This window comes from Mesorhizobium sp. B2-5-13 (genome assembly GCF_006440535.1).
Classification (GTDB): Bacteria; Pseudomonadota; Alphaproteobacteria; order Rhizobiales; family Rhizobiaceae; genus Mesorhizobium; species Mesorhizobium salmacidum.
Map to the genome: position 1 here is coordinate 54,110 of NZ_VFUI01000003.1, position 17,336 is coordinate 71,445.

Genomic DNA, 17,336 nt, shown 5'->3' on the forward strand with positions numbered 1-17,336 from the left:
CGAGAAGCCGCACTGATGAGCAACCCCGCGATCGTCAAGGCGATGTCGGCGAGCAACGTCTCGGCTAAGTTCAGCCGATCGCCGGTGTCGCCTCCACCCATCGATGGGAGAACATCCGCGTTTTGTCCGTCGGCACGGAGACCAAGGTCTTGGACTCGACCAAGGCGCCCGAAATGCAGGGCTCCTGCGCTGGGTCTGCAGGGGACTGCGCAAGGCGCCGATGATTTTTCATGCAGCGGCGAAGGCACAGCCTCACAACGCCCTTGGATAGGCCTACAAGCAGGACGTCGTCCGGATCGATCCTCCGGAATCGGAGAACCCCACCGGCTCGAGGAAGTCGAGCGCGCGGTGACGGATCTGCTCCGGCTGGCGCGTTCGCATGCCGAGGCGACCGGGCACTACATCAATCAGATATTCCTTGGAGACACGGCGGACTGCTTCGTGAGTTGCCCTGTCATTGTGTCCGAATCAACCGCTGCATTGACGGCTGCTTTTTGGGATAACCAACTGCTCGTTGGAACGGCTGACATGAGGCGCGAAGCCGCCGTTCGCGTCGTGGACAACGTACGTCGACTTCGGGTCAGACTTTCCGCTCCCCGCCCAATCTTTGCCGCACCGCCACACGTCCATCACGCTCAACACCGTAGAAAATATCGCAGGGTTTCAGAGTGGGGGAAAGGCGTTAGCGCTCTCCCGCTACCAAAATCCATTCAACTATTGCCACGTGCGATAAAGCGGCGCCAGCCGCCGAATGAGGAGATGTCGGAGGCACCGTCCAAGCCCGCGCCTTCGACCAGAAAACCCTTGGCGGGGGTGCCGTCGTCGAGTTCGACCGTGCCGATGCCGAGCGGAGCCGGAATAGCGGCGACGAAACGGCCGAAAGCCTCAGGCCCAAGCCGCCAGACCTCGACGTCGATCCGCATGCCGCCATCGGCAACGCGGATCAGACCGGGCTTGGGCACGGACTGGCCGACCAACGCATAGAGCTTGTAAGCGGCGGCCGTCCTGGTCGCGCGCAGGAAGTGCGCGCCGAGCTGGTTGAGCTGGCCGTTGAGCGGCATGCCCGACAGATGCGCGCCGACCACCACCAGGTCGATCATGCCGTCGCATGGCGGCACGGCGGCCGGCCGCGGGCCGGGCTGCGGCCAACCCGTTGCGCCGAGCGGCAGGCCGCTCTGCGCATGCAGGTCGCGGGCGAGCATCGCCGTCAGCGCATCGCGGCCGGCCGGCGCCAGCAAGGTGACGTTCATCGGCAGGCCGTCGCCGCGTTTGCCTGTCGGCACGGCGACGCCGCACATATCGAGCAAGTTGACGAAGTTGGTGTAGGTGCCAAGCCGGCTGTTGGTGGCGACCGGATCGGCAAGCACCGCGGCTGTGGTGTAATGCGTAGGCGCGGTCGGCACGCAGAACAGGTCGACCGAGGCGACGACCGGGGCGAGCTTCGCCTTGTAGGCCTGCAAGGCCAAGAGGCCGCGAAAGGCGTCGGCCGCCGAAAGGCTTCTGGCGCCGCCGATGATCTTGCGCGTCACCGGATGCATGGCGGCCTCGTTGGCGTCCATGAAGTCGCTGATCGCCGCGTAGCGCTCGGCGACCCAGGCGCCCTCGTAGAGAAGATTGGCGGTGGCGTAGAAATCGCTGAACGGAATTTCGACCAGCCGGCAGCCAAGCGTTTCCAGAAGGCCAAGTGCTGCCTCGAAGCCGGCCTGCATCGGGGCGTCGCCGAAGAACTTCAGGAGCGCCTCGCCTCGATGTTCGAGAGCATGGCCGAGCTGGAAGGCATATGCGCGCGCTTCTGCGCCGAGCGCATGGCCGACAGCGAGCGCCGCGCGCTCGAGACCGAGCATCAGGCCTCGGCGCGGCTGGTACGGCTGGGTGCCGAGGAAGACTATGAGTACTTCAACACCGAGTTCCACCGCCGGCTCTATCGCGGTGCCCACAGCACGCACATCTACGAGTTGACCGCGATGACGCGCAGCCGGCTGGCCCCCTTTCGCCGGGCCCAGTTCAGGCTGGCCGGACGCCTGGCGAAATCCTGGCAGGAGCACGACGCCATCGTCACCGCGATCCTGCGTGGCGATGGCCCAGCTGCGGGCAAGGCCGCCATGGAACACGTGTCCATCGTCAGTGAAGCGAGCGCCGTGTTTGTCGTTGACGACCAGGCGCGAGCCGCGCCGCTACACCCTTAGAGGCATATCGAGAAGAAATGGTTCCACCCGGCCGCACTGCGCCCATTGGCCTGGTCGCAGCCAGGGCCGGGATCCGCTTTCAGGGTCGATTGATTGCGCGGCCGCCGTCGCGATCGACGTCCTTGGGTGCGTATTCGCCTGCATTGACGTCGAAGCCGGTCCAGCCGTCTGCCTCGTACATCCTACGGCGTTCAGCCAGGTCGACCGATCGAGACTGACCCAAAATCTCCTCGGCATTCGGCACGAGTTCGTCGTCCACCTTGGCCGTCACCAAGGTGCCGCCGCGGCGTACACCTTCCGCATAGATGTGCGCATCGCGCTCGGGCACGCCCGACTCTGTCAGAGCACCGATAATGCCGCCGGCCGCTCCACCAGCCACGGCGCCGGCAACCGCCCCCGCGGCGGTGGCGGCGAGCCATCCGGCGGCGACCACAGGGCCGACACCCGGGATGGCCATGACGCCCAGCCCCGTGAGCAGGCCCCCGGCACCGCCGATCACAGCTCCGATTCCCGCGCCGCTGCCAGCGTCTTCGGCGGCCTCGGAACGGTTTGCCTCATACCAGTCATCCGAGTTGTTGGCGACGATGCTGATATTGGAATGTGGGACGCCCGTCGCCTCGAGCTCGCCGACCGCATCGGCCGCGTCGTCATAATTGTCGAACAGTCCGGTTACCGTCTTCATGTGATTTCTCCTGATCCATGCTCACTTGCTCGAGGCAACGACGTTGCCCTGGTAGTCGACCCCTACGTTGAGGTTTTCGCCTCCTTTGGCCGCCTGGCCGCGCCAGATGCCCTGGTCGTCCTTGGTAAGCTTCGATACGTTCGAATATCCCGCATTCTCGATCCGGCTCTTGGCCTGGGCTTCGGTGAAGCTGTTTGCGCCGGGGACGAGAGCGGCGGCGTTGGGAATATTGTCGGTCTTCACCGCCGGCGTTGTCGCTCCCGTGATGGCGTCTTGCCTGGCGGCGATCTTCTCGATCGTCTGCTGGTGCATCTTCAACGTACCGACCGTTTGCTGGGCAAAAGTCTTGAGTGCGGCGTTGTCACCGCCGCTGGCATAATTTTCAAACAGCTTGACGGCGTCGTCATGCGCGTTGCGCTGCAGGTCAACGTAAGCCGGATCGATCGGCCCCTGCGCATTCTTGAGCTTGTCCAGATCGCCCTGGTGCTGGGCATCGAGCGCCGGCGGTACTTTCAGTTTCTGTTCGCCCGCGATCGCTTCCAGCTTGGCGTTGGCGGCGCCGTGGTCCCGGATCATCATCTGGGCAAAATCCTTGATGCGTTGGTCCTGAACCTTGTCCAGGGCAATCTGGCTCGAGTCGACCTCGAACTTGCCGCCGACGGCAGCCTTGTCGACGAAATCCTGGGCGCTGTCGGCAGCAAAGGCGGGCATTGCGAGAACAGTGCAAGCAACTGCGAAGGAGGCGAGAAGATGTCGTGTTTTCATCGGCTTTGTCCTTGTCGGTGAGCGAATTTGCGTTGCGACCTAACAAGCCGGGATGCGCTTTGTTCCCCCATCGAGACGGCATGCCAGCGGACCATTCAGCGGCAAAATCCGTGAAGGAGCCGTCGGGCGTGGCTGCAAAAAAACGCCGTGAAAAACGAGTGATTCCAGGCATCGCTATTCCAACGCCAGGTACGCTGGAACAAATCGGCGGTCGCGGAGTTAGCGTGCGGTCTGCGCGGCTCGTCCTTGGGCAGGCTTTGTAAAGCAACGGGGCAGGTCTTGGAGGGGCAAGTGCGTGCGGGCCATTTCAGAAAGCCGATCATCATTCAACCTGGCCGCATTGACCGAGACAGGGTCGTGGTCTCTGTGTCCGATGCCGCTGAAGTGCTGCTGCGGGACTGGCCAGAGCCGAAATCCGAAATGCGTCTTGCCGCGCTCAGGGCGTGCCTTGCCGTGATGCGTGGCGAAAAGCCTCCAAAGGTCGCAAGACAGGCGTTCATCGTTGCGGCCAAGGACGCCAGGATTCTGCTCGAGCAAATATAGCCGTGTCAAAACCACCGCTGCCGATTTGGCAGAGTTTGGTTCGAAAGAGAGAGGTCATGGCCAAGATGTCAAATCCTACCCCTGCCTCTGCCAGAGGCGAGATTGAGGCGGGAGCGACGCAGGACAAAACGCCAGGCTTCGATCCCGCCATTGTCCCGCTGGAGACCGACGCCGAGGCGGCCGACACACAAAATCCGGTCGCTGGAGCAGAGCCGCCACGTTCCCGGCCAAAATTCGAGAACGACGCCAGCTTCGCCAATGCGATGCGGCCGATCGAAAGCGAACCGGAACTGCGGCCTCGCGGCAACTGGCCGCTGTTTGTCATTGCAGCTGTCGTTTTGATAGCCGCCGCGGTCTTTCTGGCCGCGAGCATGCTGCGCTGAAAATATTCACGACGATGCGCGGCGGCGACCTATTCGCGACGATCGGGTGCGCTCTTCATGCCGGAGAGTTCGGTCATCGGGCACAGCAGCCGCGGGCGCGCCGGGTCGGAGATGTCGAGCTTGTCCCAAGGGATGCGGTACAGACCATCGCGGCGGCGCAGCCGAAACAGATCGAGCACCGCCACGCCCATGGCCGACGCAGAAAGACGCTCGAAAGCAGCGTGGATGCCGACGTGGAATTCGGTAACGACGAAATCGTCGCCATCCCGTTCAGCGCGGATTTCCTCGATGTAGCCGATGCTCTTGCCTCGCTGCGACAGCACGCGTCGCCCAGCCAGACGTTCGAGATTGACGATGGTCATCATCAAGCTCCCGGAATGCGCCCGATGATATGATCGCGCAACCAGTCCTGCCAGGCGAAGATCGACGTCTGACGCACATCCACATCGAACTCGATGTCGGTGCCGATATCCCTCACCTTGTGCCAGGCGATCCGATGCGGCTCGCCATGGCGCTTGCCACCCAGCTTTGCCGCGAGTCGCGCCACCCATCGCCCAGGTCCTGCGCCGAGGCGGCGCGCCAAAGTGATGGAGCCGAGTTCGATCGCAATGATCCTTGGCGGCTTGCCCTGCCGCAACTCCGCCACCAGCCCATCGATCTTGCCGATCTTGACCTGTTCGCGGTCAACCACCTGCTTGTCCAGGAGATCACGCAGCAATTTCATCATGTGCCTCCGAATATCTGCAGCGGGATCGTCACCACGGCCAGCACAAAGCCGAGCGCGATGATGAAGATGACCGCGGCGTTGGAGAGAATGCCGTTGCGATGCTCGCCGACGTAGCGTTTGTCGTTCAGCAGAAACAGGAATGGAACCACGGTCAGCGGCAGGCTGGCCGCCGTCAGCGCCATGGAAAAGATGGTGAGCCTCAGCGGATCGAGACCAAGCATGATGGGGATGGCGGCAAGAAACAACGATACCGTGTACACCGCGCTGAACCCTGGGTTGTCGCGCGGCTTGCGGTCCTCGCCCCACGTCCAGCCGAAGCCTTGAGCCACGAGGTAAGCCTGCTGCAGCCCGACTTCGAGCGTAGCGCCGAAGCAGGCAATGGCGAGAGAGGCTACGAACAGGACGAAACCCCAGAAGCCGAATACCGGGATTAGCATCAACGGCAACTGGTGATAATCGTCCACCTGGTCGATGCCGTGCGTCGCCAGCACGAGGGCGGCCACGATCAGCACGCCGACCGAAATGGTGCCGCCGAAAGACATCCCCAGTCCCGCTATGGCCCGATTGGCACCGAGATAGCTCTTGTCCCACTGGTCCTCGATGGCCCCGGAGGAATAGAACATGAACAGGTACGGCGATATCGAAGCGCCGAGAATGCTGACCGCCATGAACCAGTAACTGGCGGTATCGTGGGCTGGCAGCGAAGGCACGGCGCCAGCAGCGACCGCTGTCCAGTCGGGTTTCAGCATCACGGCCGCGACGACGAAACACAAGGTCACCAGGCCGAGCATCGACACGCCTTTCTCGATGAGGCCGAACGTGCCTTTCCAGAGCAGCAGCCACGCCAGAAAAGCCACCGGCAGCGCCCACCACTGGAAGCCTATGCCGGTGGCAAGTTCGAGTGCGATGGCAACGCCGCCGATCTCGGCGGAGAGCACCATGAGACTGAGCAAGAAGGTGGCAAGCAACGGCCACACAAAGACGTTGAAGCCAAATCTCTCGCGAATGCCATCGCAGATCGTGTGATGGCTCACCGCCGCGAACCTGCCGGCCATTTCCACCAGAAAGATGATGCAGATGGTGCCGAGCACCACGGCCCAGATCAGTTGGAAACCGAAAGTCGCGCCTGCCTGCGCCGCCGTCGCCATCGATCCGACTTCGAGGAAGCCGCCAACGCTGGTAACGACGCCGAGCGATATTTCCACGAGCTTCTTCATGGCTTCGGCGCGAAATATTTTGCATAGGCGGTGGCAAGCGAGCGCGAGGCAAGTTGAAGATCCTGTTTTGCTTTCTGGACCCCCGCTCGGTTGCCTGCCTGCAATCCCGCCCCGGCGTGAGCCACCGCGACCGACAGATCCTTGACCGCTGTCGCCAATGCAGCCTGCTCGGCGGGTTCGGCCGTTTCGGCCGATCGGATTTGCGCCTCGGCATCGGCCAGTGTCTTGCCGACCGATTGCAGCGTGCCAGCGGTGTATGCGAACGGCGCCGCACCGCTTGTCCAGGCATCGAGCACCCTCGATGCGGTCTGTGCGGCGGATGCCGCAGTTTGTGATTGCTGCTCGATCCGATCGGAAGACGAGCATCCCGCCGAAATGCCCAGAAGCAACAGGACGCACAGATAATCCAGCCTGAGATGACGGCCACTGAAGGTCAAAGCCGGCGTTTGGTGCGCCACAGCAACAGTCTCCCCGCAACCGAAGCGAATCGTGATCGGCATGAATTGATCTAGAGTGCCCCGTGTGCCCGTCAATCAATGATCGCACGCGTGCCATCGCAAGACATGGACCATGACAGGGAACCGCCGGCCACGATTGAAACCAACTCAAGCGGAACAAACGATCGCTTGCGGTATTTGGAATACGAGGCGAACCGACCTCAACCCGTCCTGATCACCGCATCGACGTGGATGAACTGCTGGCACGGAGGATTCCGCAATGCCTCGTCTCATAGCCTGGATAGTGATCGTGGCGGTCGTGATCATCGCGGCCTGGTTGTGGTTCAGCGGCCACAAAGCGAGCAACGGGAGCCAACCCGCGCCCCACGCGATAGACCAGAACGGCTAGTTCAATCCTGCTCGGCCGCGCCTGGAGGGTTCTCGACCCTGTATTCGTGGACCAGGCCGAGAACCTGACTTCTCACTGTCTCGCGCGCTTCGGGCTGAATGAAAGGCATCAGCCGCTCGACGGTTTCGACGACCGCACGCGGCAGATCCGCAACGGCATCGGTAAGCGCGCTGCCATGTTCATACATGTTGTCCGTCAGCTTCTTGTCCAGATCGGAAAGTATGCCCATCACCACACTCCATGTCCGTGTCACCCTCTGATAATGGGCAGTCCGGCAGAGATGTTCCGCACAGGGCGCCAGCACCCAGACGGCTGGGACATCGTTTCCGCTGAGCGCTTCACCGCAAGGTCGTCTGGCCCGGGTCGCGTCGTCTGGCTTTCGGTGGAATGAGCCTGCCGGCATTGGCACGTAACCCCCTGACGAATTCTTCCAGATAAGGGAGCAATTCGAAAAGCAGGATCACGGCCATCACGCAGACGATATAAGTCACCGGCAGCGGCTGCGATTTCCAGGCAAAATCAAAGCGCGCGGTTTCCCGTCCTGCCCCGAACAATGCGAGAAACTGTCCCCAATGAAGGGACACGACGCTGACCAGCCCCATCAGCGGGGCCATCTCCAGAAAGCTGTGCACATGCTGTTCGATCGGCGTTACCGTGCGCGCCGATGTGGCGTAGCGAACGTCCCACATCGCGGTGGCCTCATGAATGAAGAAGGTGACGATCATGATGGCTATGACCAGGGCATTCACGTCGAGGAACATGGCGGCAAGCAGCGGTATGCCGACCTCGATGAACATCAGGAGATGGATCAACGATTCCTTGGCGCCGGTCGTCGATTCGATATGCGAAGCGCGATGGCAGAGCCAGTCTGCAAAACCAGCGACCAACCAGACCGGGAGAAGGAAATACATCAGGATCAGAACGGTGGGATCTGACAGCACAACGTCCTCTCGTCCGAGTTCATATGAAGGATAGCGACACTGGTGAGCCAAGCTGGGGTTGTTGGTAGCGGTCGATCACTGCTGCCCCGGCATTTCGGTATTTTCCTTGGGATTTTTCTGGACGCCCGCGGCCGGTGAAGTATCCGCGGGAGCGTTGCCGCCCTGGTTCTGCTCAGGCGCCCGTTTCAGGGGCGAAGTGCGCCAGCCCATGTCAACGTAGTGAAAACCGATCAGGAAACCGATGATAATGACCGCGGCTATCGCCAGCGAGATTACCGCGTTGCGTCGCTCCATCGTGCTGCTCCCTTCGCTTGCCGAACAGCCAATGACCAAAATAGTTCCACACGCAGGCGCGAACCGATGCCGAGGCACCGGTTATCGTTCGCCTGGCAAGCGCGGCCGAATTGCACCAGCGACGTTCGCTTCACGGACTCGGGAACAATCAAGCAGGGGCGAGGTTTGGTATTGGCATTCGCAAGGACGACCGTCATGGAACCCGCCGTTACCGATCATGTCGAAATCAAGAAATACGACCACCCGACGGGCGGATGGGGGTCCCTGTCCTCCTTGATCCGCAAGGCATATGGCGAAGGCCTGCTGATGTCGGGAATATGGAGCACGCTGCTCAAGCAGAACAAGGCAGACGGCTACATGTGCGTTTCCTGCTCATGGGCCAAGCCAGCGGAGCCGCGGCCCTTCGAGTTTTGCGAAAATGGCGCCAAGGCCACCATGTGGGATCAGACGAAGCTGCGTTGCGGTCCGGACTTCTTCGCACGGCATTCGGTCACCGACCTGCTCGATTGGCCGGATCGCGACCTGGAAAAGCAAGGCAGGCTCACGGATCCGCTGCGCTACAACGCTGTCACCGATCGCTATGAGCCGATTTCCTGGGATGAAGCCTTTGCCGAGATCGGCATGGAACTTCGGCGGCTCGATCCGAAGTCGGTCGTCTTCTACACATCCGGCCGCGCCTCGCTGGAAGCTTCATTCATGTATCAGCTCTTCGCCCGCATCTACGGTTCGTCGAACCTGCCCGATTCTTCCAACATGTGTCACGAATCGACCTCGGTCGGACTTCCCGAGTCGATCGGCTCGCCGGTTGGGACCGTGCAGCTCGAAGACTTTTCCAAATGCGACATGATGTTCTTCTTCGGCCACAACACCGGCGTGACGGCGCCGCGGCTGTTGCACCCGCTGCAGGAGGCTCGCCAACGTGACGTGCCGGTCTTCACCTTCAATCCCCTGCCGGAGCGAGGGCTTAAGCGCTTCAAGAATCCGCAGGATCCCGTCGAGATGTTGTCGCCAGGCCCCGGCACCAAGATGTCCAGCGACTTCTTCCAGGTCCGCAGCGGCGGCGACATTGCCGCAATGACCGGGATTGCCAAGGCGGTGCTGGCACTCGATGACGCGGCTCGGGAGAATGGAAATTCGCGTGTCCTCGATGTCGAGTTCCTTGCCGAACACACGCATGGTTTTGCTGAGTTCGAAGCCTATTTACGCGCTGCCGAGTGGAAAGACATCGTCACACGGTCGGGCATCGCGCGAGCGGATCTGGAGCATGTGGCTGAAGTCTACGGCCGCTCCAATGCGGTGATCGGCAATTACGGGATGGGCCTGACGCAGCACAGGCATGGCACCGAGAACGTTCAGATGCTTTGCAATCTGCTGCTGATGCGTGGCAACATCGGAAAGCCCGGTGCCGGCATTTCGCCGCTGCGTGGTCACTCCAACGTCCAGGGCCAGCGCACCGTCGGCATATCTGAAAAACCTGAGCTCGTTCCACTCGACAAATTCGCGGAATTCTATGCTTTCGAGCCCCCGCGCGAAAAAGGCCTCGATACGGTCGAGACCTGCGAAGGCGTCATTGCCGGCTCCGTGAAGGGCTTTATCGGCCTGGGGGGTAATTTCGTGCGCGCCGTGCCTGAAACCGGGCTGGTCGAGAAAGCCTGGCGGGGACTTGGCCTGCATGTCGAGATCGCGACCAAGCTCAACCGCAGTCATCTCATCCCCGGGGCGGTAACTTATCTGTTGCCTTGCCTGTCGCGGCTGGAGAGAGACCGCCAGGAAAGCGGCGATCAGACGGTTTCCGTGGAGGATTCCACCGCCTGCATCCATGGCTCCTTCGGATCGCGCCCGCCAGCTTCGCCAAATCTGCTTTCAGAGCCGAAGATCGTTGCCGAGCTGGCCAAAGCTACCGTACCGGGCACGAGCTCGATTGCTTGGGACGAGTGGGTTGCCGACTATTCCCGCATTCGCGATGAGATCGAACGCTGCATCCCTCAGCATTTTCGCCAGTTCAACAAACGGTTCCTGACGCCGGGAGGCTTTCATCGCGACATCAAGGCGTCGAAGCGAGTTTGGGAGACGCCGAACAAGAAGGCCAATTTCAAGCTGCCGACGACGCTCGAGACGAATCCCGACATCGATGTATCCGGGTACAAGGTCCTGACGCTGATAACGGTGCGTTCCAATGACCAGTTCAACACAACTGTCTACGGTTATGATGACAGGCTGCGCGGCATCCATGGCACACGCATGGTCTTGCTGATGAACGAGGCCGACATCCAACGGTTCGGATTGACCGCGGGGCAGCAGATCGATCTCGAAACCCATGCGGATGACGGTGTCGAGCGGCGCGTCCGGGGCTTGCGCGTGACATCCTATTCGGTGCCTGAAGGCAACTGCGCCGGCTATTATCCAGAACTCAACCCTCTGGTGCCCCTCTGGCACCGCGCCAAGAAAGCCCACGTTCCCGCCGTTAAATCCGTTCCAGTCAGAATTATTGGCTGAAACCAGACTGGCGTCGCTTCGTATTTTCCCGGCGGCGTCACAAACCCGGACAAGCAGCGGCCCACCTGGACCGGATGGCTCTTAACCGCCAGGCGGCTTGGGCGATGCCGGCTGCGTTGGCTGCGTGCCTTGCTGGTCCCCGCCAGTACTGGTCTGTGGTGTCGGATTGGTATCCGTCGCCGGATTCTTGTCGACAGGCTGGCTGTTCGTCGTATCCGTCTTGGATTTGACGGGGTCGGCATTGTTGTTGCACGCCGCCAAGGCGAGCAACGCCGATGCCGCACACAGTGACCATAAGGCTCTCATACTGACTTTTCCCCAATGAGTTCGGGTAAAGCAGCCGACAAGTGACCTATTCGATCGAACCGCACGGAAAGTCCCTGTTTGACCGCACTTCGGGCCAGCAAATGATCGAGTTCGGTATCTTCGATCGGGCTGCGAACCACCTGACGGATGGCCCGGCACGCCAGCTCGGTCGAGACAAAATCATACCTCCTGCTTCTGGCGAGAACATATTGTTCGACCAGCATCTTCACGCGCCTGAGCGCGATTTCATCGGCATAGTGCATTTCGGTTCTCCTGCGCGCCGAACTGCCGAACGAGTGGGTTGTTCCGCCCGAATTCAAAACACGATCGCTCGGCTGACGGAAAAACCCGCGCCTCCCGGCAAGGGAGCGCGCGGGCTGATCAGGCTGAGGGGAACCCGATCTTGCAGCGTCAAACAAGGGGAGCGACGACGCCGCACGACACCGAACCTGCATCGACGTCAGTTGTTCCGCTTCGCCTTATTCGAGTTGTTCGCGCCTGAACGGAAGATCCGCTTTTGGCCAAGGTCCAGAACGGCGCGATCGACGCGTCCTTCGTGATCATGCATGGGGCCAACCTCGAAGCCGTATCCGATCTCTGCAAGACGTTTGCAGCCGCATGGCTGGGACATCCACACGCACAAGAACCGCTCCGTCCTTACTCGTGCCGCCCTCGGCAGCGTGGTGTCGTTGCGGTCGCGGAACTTTCGATCGCGCCGACGATTGACCTGCCTACATGAGATGTTTTCCCTTGCAAGGAAGGAGCCACAATGACCAAGGAAGGTTCAACCTCGAAACCCGCCGTCCGATCGCCGAATGCCGGTGGCCTGCCGCACCCAAGGCGGGATGCCAAAGCAACGGATGCCGGCGCAAAGCCGGTGACGCCAAAGACCGCCGGCGCATCCCGGCCGTCGAGCGTTCCGCTGGATAATCCGGTCACCAATCGAAATGCCGGCCGGCCACGCCAGGCGAGTACCACGCCCCGGCCTACCGACAAGCCGCTGGATTGATCGCGACCGGCTGGCTTGAAATCACGACCGTTTCTTGGCTGCGCGGAGCGACGCAAGGTCAGCCACGGCAGTGAGGATGGCCGCCTCGCTTGCTGGTTTTGCAACGAATTTGCAGTTTCGAAACGGGACAGGAACATCACGCTCCCCGAAGCCCGTTACGAACGCGAACGGAGTGCCGCGAGCCAGCAAGACTTCCGCGACCGGCAGGCTCGTTTCACCGTTGAGCTGAATATCCAGCAACGCCAGGTCGACCTTGTCCGCCTCGACAAATTGAAGCGCGGCGGCAACGGACGAAACAGGGCCGACCACGGGATAGCCCGCTGCAAGCAAGTCAGACGCGACGTCCTCTGCGATCAGCCACTCGTCCTCGACCACCAGAACGTGCGGTCTGTCGCTCATGGCGCGTCCTTATGGTTTGCCGAAAAAGCGATCTGAACCTCGAGACCGTCCTTGCGGAAGGAGGTCTCGACATCGCCGCCGAGCCTGTAGCCGATTTCCCCCTTCAACAGGTTCAGGCCAAAGCCATTGTTCAACGGCTCCCTGACGGGAGGGCCGTCCTTTTCGCGCCAGCCAAGCGTGAAATTGTCGCCATCCATCGCCCATTTGACGCCGATCCTGCCTCGGGGCTTGGACAAGGCGCCATACTTGGCCGCATTGGTGGCCAGTTCATGAATGGCCATGCTGAGGGAAAGCCCTTGTTGCGGGCCGAGTTTAACGTCGTCGCCATCGAGTTCGATCCGTTCGATGCCGAACGGTTCGAGTTCCTGGTGGAGCAATTCCTTGACCGAAGCCTCTTTCCACTTCTCGCGGGTCAGCAGTCCGTAGGCCCGGGACATGGCGTGCAGCCGACCGATCAACGCGTCCGCGAACTCTTCCTTCGTATCGGAACTGTCCCGCATGCGGTTGGCGATGCTGGCGATCACCGCCAGCATATTCTTGACGCGATGGTTCAGCTCCGAGATGAGCACCTGCTGATGCTCTTCCGCCCGCGCCAGGGTGGTAACGTCGACCAGTGTCACCACGACGCCCTGTATCCTGTTGCCCTTGTCCCGATAGGGGTTGATGCGGACCATATGAAACAGGCCCCTGGAATCGCGCGCAAGATGGTGGTTCAGGGTCTCGCCTGTCTCGAACACCTTGTCGATGTGCTGCTTCAACTCGGGATAATCGAGTTGGCTCGACAGATCCGTCAACGGCCGGCCGACGTCGGAGGGGCGCAGGCTGAAGAAAGATGAGGCCGCCGGCGTGAAGGTTCGCACCACAAGACTGCGGTCGAGAAAAATGGTCGCGATATCGGTGCTTTCGAACAGGTTCCGCAGATCGCTGTTGGCGTGATCGAGCTCTTCTATCTTGCTGGTCAACTCCGCGTTGATCGTGTTGAGCTCTTCGTTGAGCGACTGCATCTCCTCCTTGGACGCTTCGAGTTCCTCATTGGTGGATTGCGCCTCTTCATTGACGGAGACGAGTTCCTCGTTCGAGGATTTCACCTCTTCGAGCGCCGTCTCGTATTCCTCGATGGTGGATTGAAGGCGCTCTCTTGTGTCGCGCAGCTCCCGCTCGAGATCGGCGGTGCTGTCGCTGTCACGACTGCCGCCGTCCTCATCGGATCGGGCCTGCGTCGGTCCCGACGGCTCGAAGAGCACAAGGTAAAGCGGCTCACCATTGCCCCTCTCGGCGAGCGGCTCGATCGTCAGCCTGATCGGTTGTACGCGTTCGTCGTCTTCCTCGACAGCGAGGTTATCCCGCACGACCGTGCGGCGTGTCGTCGTCGCCTCCCTCAATGCGGCGCGCAGATCCAGCCGAAGCCCGCGGCGCGCCATCGTCAGCAACTGCCGGCTGGGAATACCTTGCGGCGCTTCGAGGAATCTGCCGGTCCTCGCCGAATAGTAGACGACGTCGCCTTCGGCATTGACGAGGACATGCGGGGGCGCGAACCGCTCCAGCACCTGCGCCTCGACAGCCTGGCGCAGCGGATAGCCGACAGTTCCCTTCTTCAAGCCAGCGGTTTCGGCGGGAAAAACGCCGGAAGGAACATCTCCGATCAGGGCCGGCAGCCTGATGTGCGGCGAAACATGCTCCCGTGCCTGGAAGAGGCGATGTTTCTTGTCGACGGTGGCAAACAGATTTTCGTGCTGCCCGACGCTCTCAGAGGTGCCGAGGAAAAGATAACCACCGGGCTTCAGCGAATAGTGGAAGACAGGAAGAACGCGGCTTTGAATGGCTGGGCCGAAATAGATCAACAGGTTACGGCACGAAACCAGATCCATGCGCGAGAAGGGCGGATCGCGAATGACGCTATGTGGCGAGAAGATGCACAGTTCCCGGATCTCGTTGCTGAGGACGTACGTTTCGCCATCGCCGGTGAAAAACCGCTGTTTGCGTTCCGGGGAAAGTCCTTGCATCAACGCTTCGGGATAGCGTGCCGCGCGCGCCACCGCCAGCGCCGGCTCGTCTATGTCGGTCGCGAAAATCTGGACGCGAGGCACGGCCGAAAGCGTTTCCATGTGTTCACGCAGCAGGATGCCGATGGAGAACACCTCTTCGCCTGTGGCGCAGCCTGGAATCCAGACCCTGACGGTATCGCTCGCCGTCTTGCCGTCGAACAGCCGCGGGATGATCTTTTGTTCGAGCAATTCGAAGGCGTCGGGATCGCGGAAGAAGTTGGTAACGTTGATCAGCAGATCGCGAAACAGGTTCATCACCTCGCGAGGGTCCTTCTTCAGCCAGTCGATATAGGCGCCGATGGACTGAATCTGGGCGATCTGCATGCGCCGCTTGATCCGGCGCAGGAAGGTCTTGGTTTTATAACCTGAAAAGTCATGACCGGAGTGGCTGCGCAAGATCCCGTATATCTGTTCGCGGACCTGATCTATGTCGGCCGTATGAACGTCCTCTTCGTTCGTCAGCCCGTCCAGCGCGTCGAAGCCGCGGGCGTAAGCCTCCAGCTTCGCCCCAATCTCCTCGGCAGGCACGGCGACGTCGATGAGCCCGCTGGCAATGGCGCTCTGCGGCATGTCGGGATTGCGCGGACCGTAGCCGTCAGCCGCTTGCGCCACGGTGAGCCCGCCCCGCTCCTTGATGGCCTTGACGCCCAAGGTTCCATCGGAATCGCCGCCCGACAGAATGACGCCGACCGCGTATTCGCCCTGGTCCTCGGCCAGTGCGCTGAAGAAGATATCGACGGGTTTACGCTCTTGGGTAAGCCCATTGGGCCGCCTAAGGTGCAGCACGCCCTTCTCGATGACGACAGTGACGTTTTCCGGCATCACATAGACGTGGTCGGGTTCGACAGCCATGCCGTCCTCGACCACCATGACAGGCATCTCGGTATAGCGGTCGATAACCTCATGCAGCAGGCTGTTGCGCTTGGGACTGAGGTGCGTGATGATCACGAACGCCATTCTTGGCTGACCGGCGATGCCCTTGAACAGCCCTTCCATCGCGGGAATGCCACCCGCGGACGCGCCGACGCCGACGATGGGGAACTTGATTGATTGCGCTGTCACGGCATATCCCTCTTCCCCCGACCCGACATGAACTCCCTCAAGGTCGGTACGGATAGGACATAACCATATAGCGCGCAGGCAGAATGGAACAAGACAGCACGGATGACGTTGAACACCCATGGTGGTTCAATGACAAAACGCTCAGCTGGCATGAAGCTCCTGGCACCAATGGCGCCGCCTCAATCAATCAAATATCTCGATGCAGGGTCCGTCCCGGATCGCATGCTGGTGCTTGCGAAACGATTGCAGGCGGCGCTGGATCACAGAAAATGGGAAACGGCTTCTCTGCATCCTAAACTCCGTTCGAAGAAAGGATGACGACGTGCGCGATCTGCGGGGATTGCACATTCTGATTGTCGAAGACGAATGGGCGGTGGCGGGAGATCTCGCACGGTTTTTCAGCAATATGGGCGCCATCATCCTCGGACCCGCAGCCACCGTCGAGCAGGCTTCCGAACACACCGATCAGGCCGAAGCTGCAATCCTGGACGTCAATCTCAACGGCCGACGCGTGTTTCCCATCGCGGACAAGTTGATGCGTCGGGGCATCCCTTTCGTGTTCTTCAGCGGCGATAACGACATCGCCATTCCCGAACATCTTCGCTACGCCAGCAATTTGCGAAAATCCTCGGGCAGCAGGGCAGTGTTCAATGCCCTTTTTCCGGCGCAGGCGTCGGAACGAGCTGGCATCGCCGTGCCCCCTCCGCCAGACGACGTCTTCGCGCTTTTGCCCAAACTGCGGCTCGCGGCGCGTCTTTTGCTGGGGGACGTCAACGCATCCGACCGGCTGGTTGAGAGGACACTCGAGCAAGCGATCCGAACCATCGACCACAGGCGGCTTGGCCAGTCGACCGAAAACTGGCTCAACGACATCATGCGAGAGGTGGTGAAGGACCACGGCGCGAACCTGATGCATTGAATTTTGTCCTCCGAGCCCGAGGCTAAGTCGCTTCCGTTGGGGGTTGCGATCGTCTGTCATCCGCAACTGTGTTCAGGGGCCTGATTTTGCCGGATCGCCTTTCTGGCTCAGCGCCCGAAGCAATGGAGCCGTCGATTGTTCCATCGAATTGCGAGATTTTCTGGATCGGCCAGGATCAGCTGCCAGGCCAGCCTTCTCAACCCTTGCGATCGCGCTCGACGAATTTGTTGAAGCGGCTGGCTTTCCCGTCGCTGGTCTTGGCCTGATACAGGAACGCCAGATCGTTCTCGTCGAATATCCGGAAGAACTCGTCCCAATCGATGGGCTCGAATGCTTCCTCGGGCTCGCCGAAGTCGATCCGCAGGATGCCGCCCTCGCCCTTGGTGCGAACCACCGCCGGCCGGCCCTGACGCTCCTCGGCCCATTTGCGAATTTCGTCGTGATTGGTGGTCGTCTGGGACTGCGACATTGAAATCTCCTTGATCATCGGGCCTCGCGCTGTCGGCGTCACAGCGG

Annotated in this window: 18 protein-coding genes and 2 pseudogenes; 6 read left to right on the forward strand and 14 right to left on the reverse strand. The window is 61.0% G+C overall.

Annotation, left to right across the window (positions count from 1 at the left end; all coding sequences use genetic code 11):
- Positions 1-710: 710 nt before the first annotated feature.
- Positions 711-1,733 (reverse strand): annotated as a pseudogene (locus FJ434_RS06400) (amidase family protein); the annotation flags it as partial.
- 6 nt (positions 1,734-1,739) lie between these two features.
- Between FJ434_RS06400 and FJ434_RS06405 the strand changes: the two are divergent.
- Positions 1,740-2,186: pseudogene (locus FJ434_RS06405) on the forward strand (FCD domain-containing protein); the annotation flags it as partial.
- Positions 2,187-2,265: 79 nt separating this feature from the next.
- On the opposite strand, the gene FJ434_RS06410 reads toward FJ434_RS06405, so the two are convergent.
- Both FJ434_RS06410 and FJ434_RS06415 read right to left on the reverse strand, forming a co-directional pair.
- Positions 2,266-2,868: a general stress protein gene (locus tag FJ434_RS06410; protein WP_140745562.1), complete on the reverse strand. Its 603-nt coding sequence runs from the start codon at positions 2,866-2,868 to the stop codon at positions 2,266-2,268.
- A 21-nt stretch (positions 2,869-2,889) separates the two neighbouring features.
- The gene (locus tag FJ434_RS06415; RefSeq protein ID WP_140745560.1) at positions 2,890-3,633 is read right to left on the reverse strand and encodes a DUF4142 domain-containing protein; all 744 of its coding nucleotides are present in this window, start codon (positions 3,631-3,633) and stop codon (positions 2,890-2,892) included.
- Positions 3,634-3,924: 291 nt separating this feature from the next.
- Here FJ434_RS06415 and FJ434_RS06420 point away from each other — a divergent pair, with 291 nt between their 5' ends.
- Complete coding sequence (locus tag FJ434_RS06420) at positions 3,925-4,176, forward strand: DUF982 domain-containing protein (RefSeq protein WP_140712582.1); 252 nt, start codon at positions 3,925-3,927, stop codon at positions 4,174-4,176.
- 56 nt (positions 4,177-4,232) lie between these two features.
- Positions 4,233-4,559, forward strand: coding sequence for a hypothetical protein (locus FJ434_RS06425; protein WP_140745557.1), 327 nt, complete (start codon positions 4,233-4,235; stop codon positions 4,557-4,559).
- 29 nt (positions 4,560-4,588) lie between these two features.
- Here FJ434_RS06425 and FJ434_RS06430 read toward each other — a convergent pair whose 3' ends face one another.
- The 7 genes from FJ434_RS06430 to FJ434_RS06460 all read right to left on the reverse strand — a co-directional run bounded on the left by FJ434_RS06430 (position 4,589) and on the right by FJ434_RS06460 (position 8,584).
- Positions 4,589-4,921, reverse strand: a complete 333-nt coding sequence (locus FJ434_RS06430; RefSeq protein ID WP_140745555.1) for a hypothetical protein — start codon at positions 4,919-4,921, stop codon at positions 4,589-4,591.
- Between the two features lie 2 nt (positions 4,922-4,923).
- Positions 4,924-5,283, reverse strand: coding sequence for a hypothetical protein (locus tag FJ434_RS06435; RefSeq protein WP_140745552.1), 360 nt, complete (start codon positions 5,281-5,283; stop codon positions 4,924-4,926).
- The gene (locus FJ434_RS06440) at positions 5,283-6,503 is read right to left on the reverse strand and encodes a divalent metal cation transporter (protein ID WP_140712588.1); all 1,221 of its coding nucleotides are present in this window, start codon (positions 6,501-6,503) and stop codon (positions 5,283-5,285) included. Before FJ434_RS06440 ends, FJ434_RS06435 begins: the two co-directional genes overlap by 1 nt.
- Positions 6,500-6,961, reverse strand: a complete 462-nt coding sequence (locus FJ434_RS06445) for a hypothetical protein (protein ID WP_140712590.1) — start codon at positions 6,959-6,961, stop codon at positions 6,500-6,502. The genes FJ434_RS06440 and FJ434_RS06445 overlap by 4 nt, the downstream gene beginning before the upstream one ends.
- 389 nt (positions 6,962-7,350) lie before the next feature.
- The gene (locus tag FJ434_RS06450) at positions 7,351-7,578 is read right to left on the reverse strand and encodes a hypothetical protein (protein WP_181165822.1); all 228 of its coding nucleotides are present in this window, start codon (positions 7,576-7,578) and stop codon (positions 7,351-7,353) included.
- Between the two features lie 109 nt (positions 7,579-7,687).
- Positions 7,688-8,290 carry a diguanylate cyclase gene (locus FJ434_RS06455; protein ID WP_140745549.1) on the reverse strand — a complete coding sequence of 201 codons (603 nt, stop codon included), beginning with the start codon at positions 8,288-8,290 and terminating at the stop codon, positions 7,688-7,690.
- A gap of 75 nt (positions 8,291-8,365) precedes the next feature.
- Positions 8,366-8,584, reverse strand: a complete 219-nt coding sequence (locus FJ434_RS06460) for a hypothetical protein (protein WP_027144351.1) — start codon at positions 8,582-8,584, stop codon at positions 8,366-8,368.
- 195 nt (positions 8,585-8,779) lie between these two features.
- Between FJ434_RS06460 and FJ434_RS06465 the strand changes: the two genes are divergently transcribed.
- A complete protein-coding gene (locus FJ434_RS06465; RefSeq protein WP_140745547.1) occupies positions 8,780-11,080 on the forward strand; it encodes an FdhF/YdeP family oxidoreductase in 2,301 nt (766 codons plus the stop codon).
- A gap of 302 nt (positions 11,081-11,382) precedes the next feature.
- Here the strand turns inward: FJ434_RS06465 and FJ434_RS06475 are convergent, their stop codons facing one another.
- From FJ434_RS06475 to FJ434_RS06490, 3 genes are all read right to left on the reverse strand, one after another.
- On the reverse strand, positions 11,383-11,649 hold the full coding sequence (locus FJ434_RS06475; protein WP_140712598.1) for a hypothetical protein: 267 nt from the start codon (positions 11,647-11,649) through the stop codon (positions 11,383-11,385).
- 767 nt (positions 11,650-12,416) lie between these two features.
- Positions 12,417-12,794 (reverse strand): response regulator, encoded by a 378-nt coding sequence (locus tag FJ434_RS06485; protein WP_140712600.1) that lies wholly within the window; start codon positions 12,792-12,794, stop codon positions 12,417-12,419.
- Complete coding sequence (locus FJ434_RS06490) at positions 12,791-15,901, reverse strand: CheR family methyltransferase (protein WP_140745545.1); 3,111 nt, start codon at positions 15,899-15,901, stop codon at positions 12,791-12,793. The genes FJ434_RS06485 and FJ434_RS06490 overlap by 4 nt, the downstream gene beginning before the upstream one ends.
- 102 nt (positions 15,902-16,003) lie before the next feature.
- On the opposite strand from FJ434_RS06490, the gene FJ434_RS29675 reads away from it, so the two are divergent.
- A complete protein-coding gene (locus FJ434_RS29675) occupies positions 16,004-16,219 on the forward strand; it encodes a hypothetical protein (RefSeq protein ID WP_181165821.1) in 216 nt (71 codons plus the stop codon).
- 4 nt (positions 16,220-16,223) lie between these two features.
- A complete protein-coding gene (locus FJ434_RS06495; protein WP_181165820.1) occupies positions 16,224-16,820 on the forward strand; it encodes a response regulator in 597 nt (198 codons plus the stop codon).
- A 196-nt stretch (positions 16,821-17,016) separates the two neighbouring features.
- Here the strand turns inward: FJ434_RS06495 and FJ434_RS06500 are convergent, their stop codons facing one another.
- Entirely contained in the window at positions 17,017-17,289 is a 273-nt protein-coding gene (locus tag FJ434_RS06500) for a hypothetical protein (protein WP_027144343.1), read from the reverse strand.
- Between the last annotated feature and the right edge of the window lie 47 nt (positions 17,290-17,336).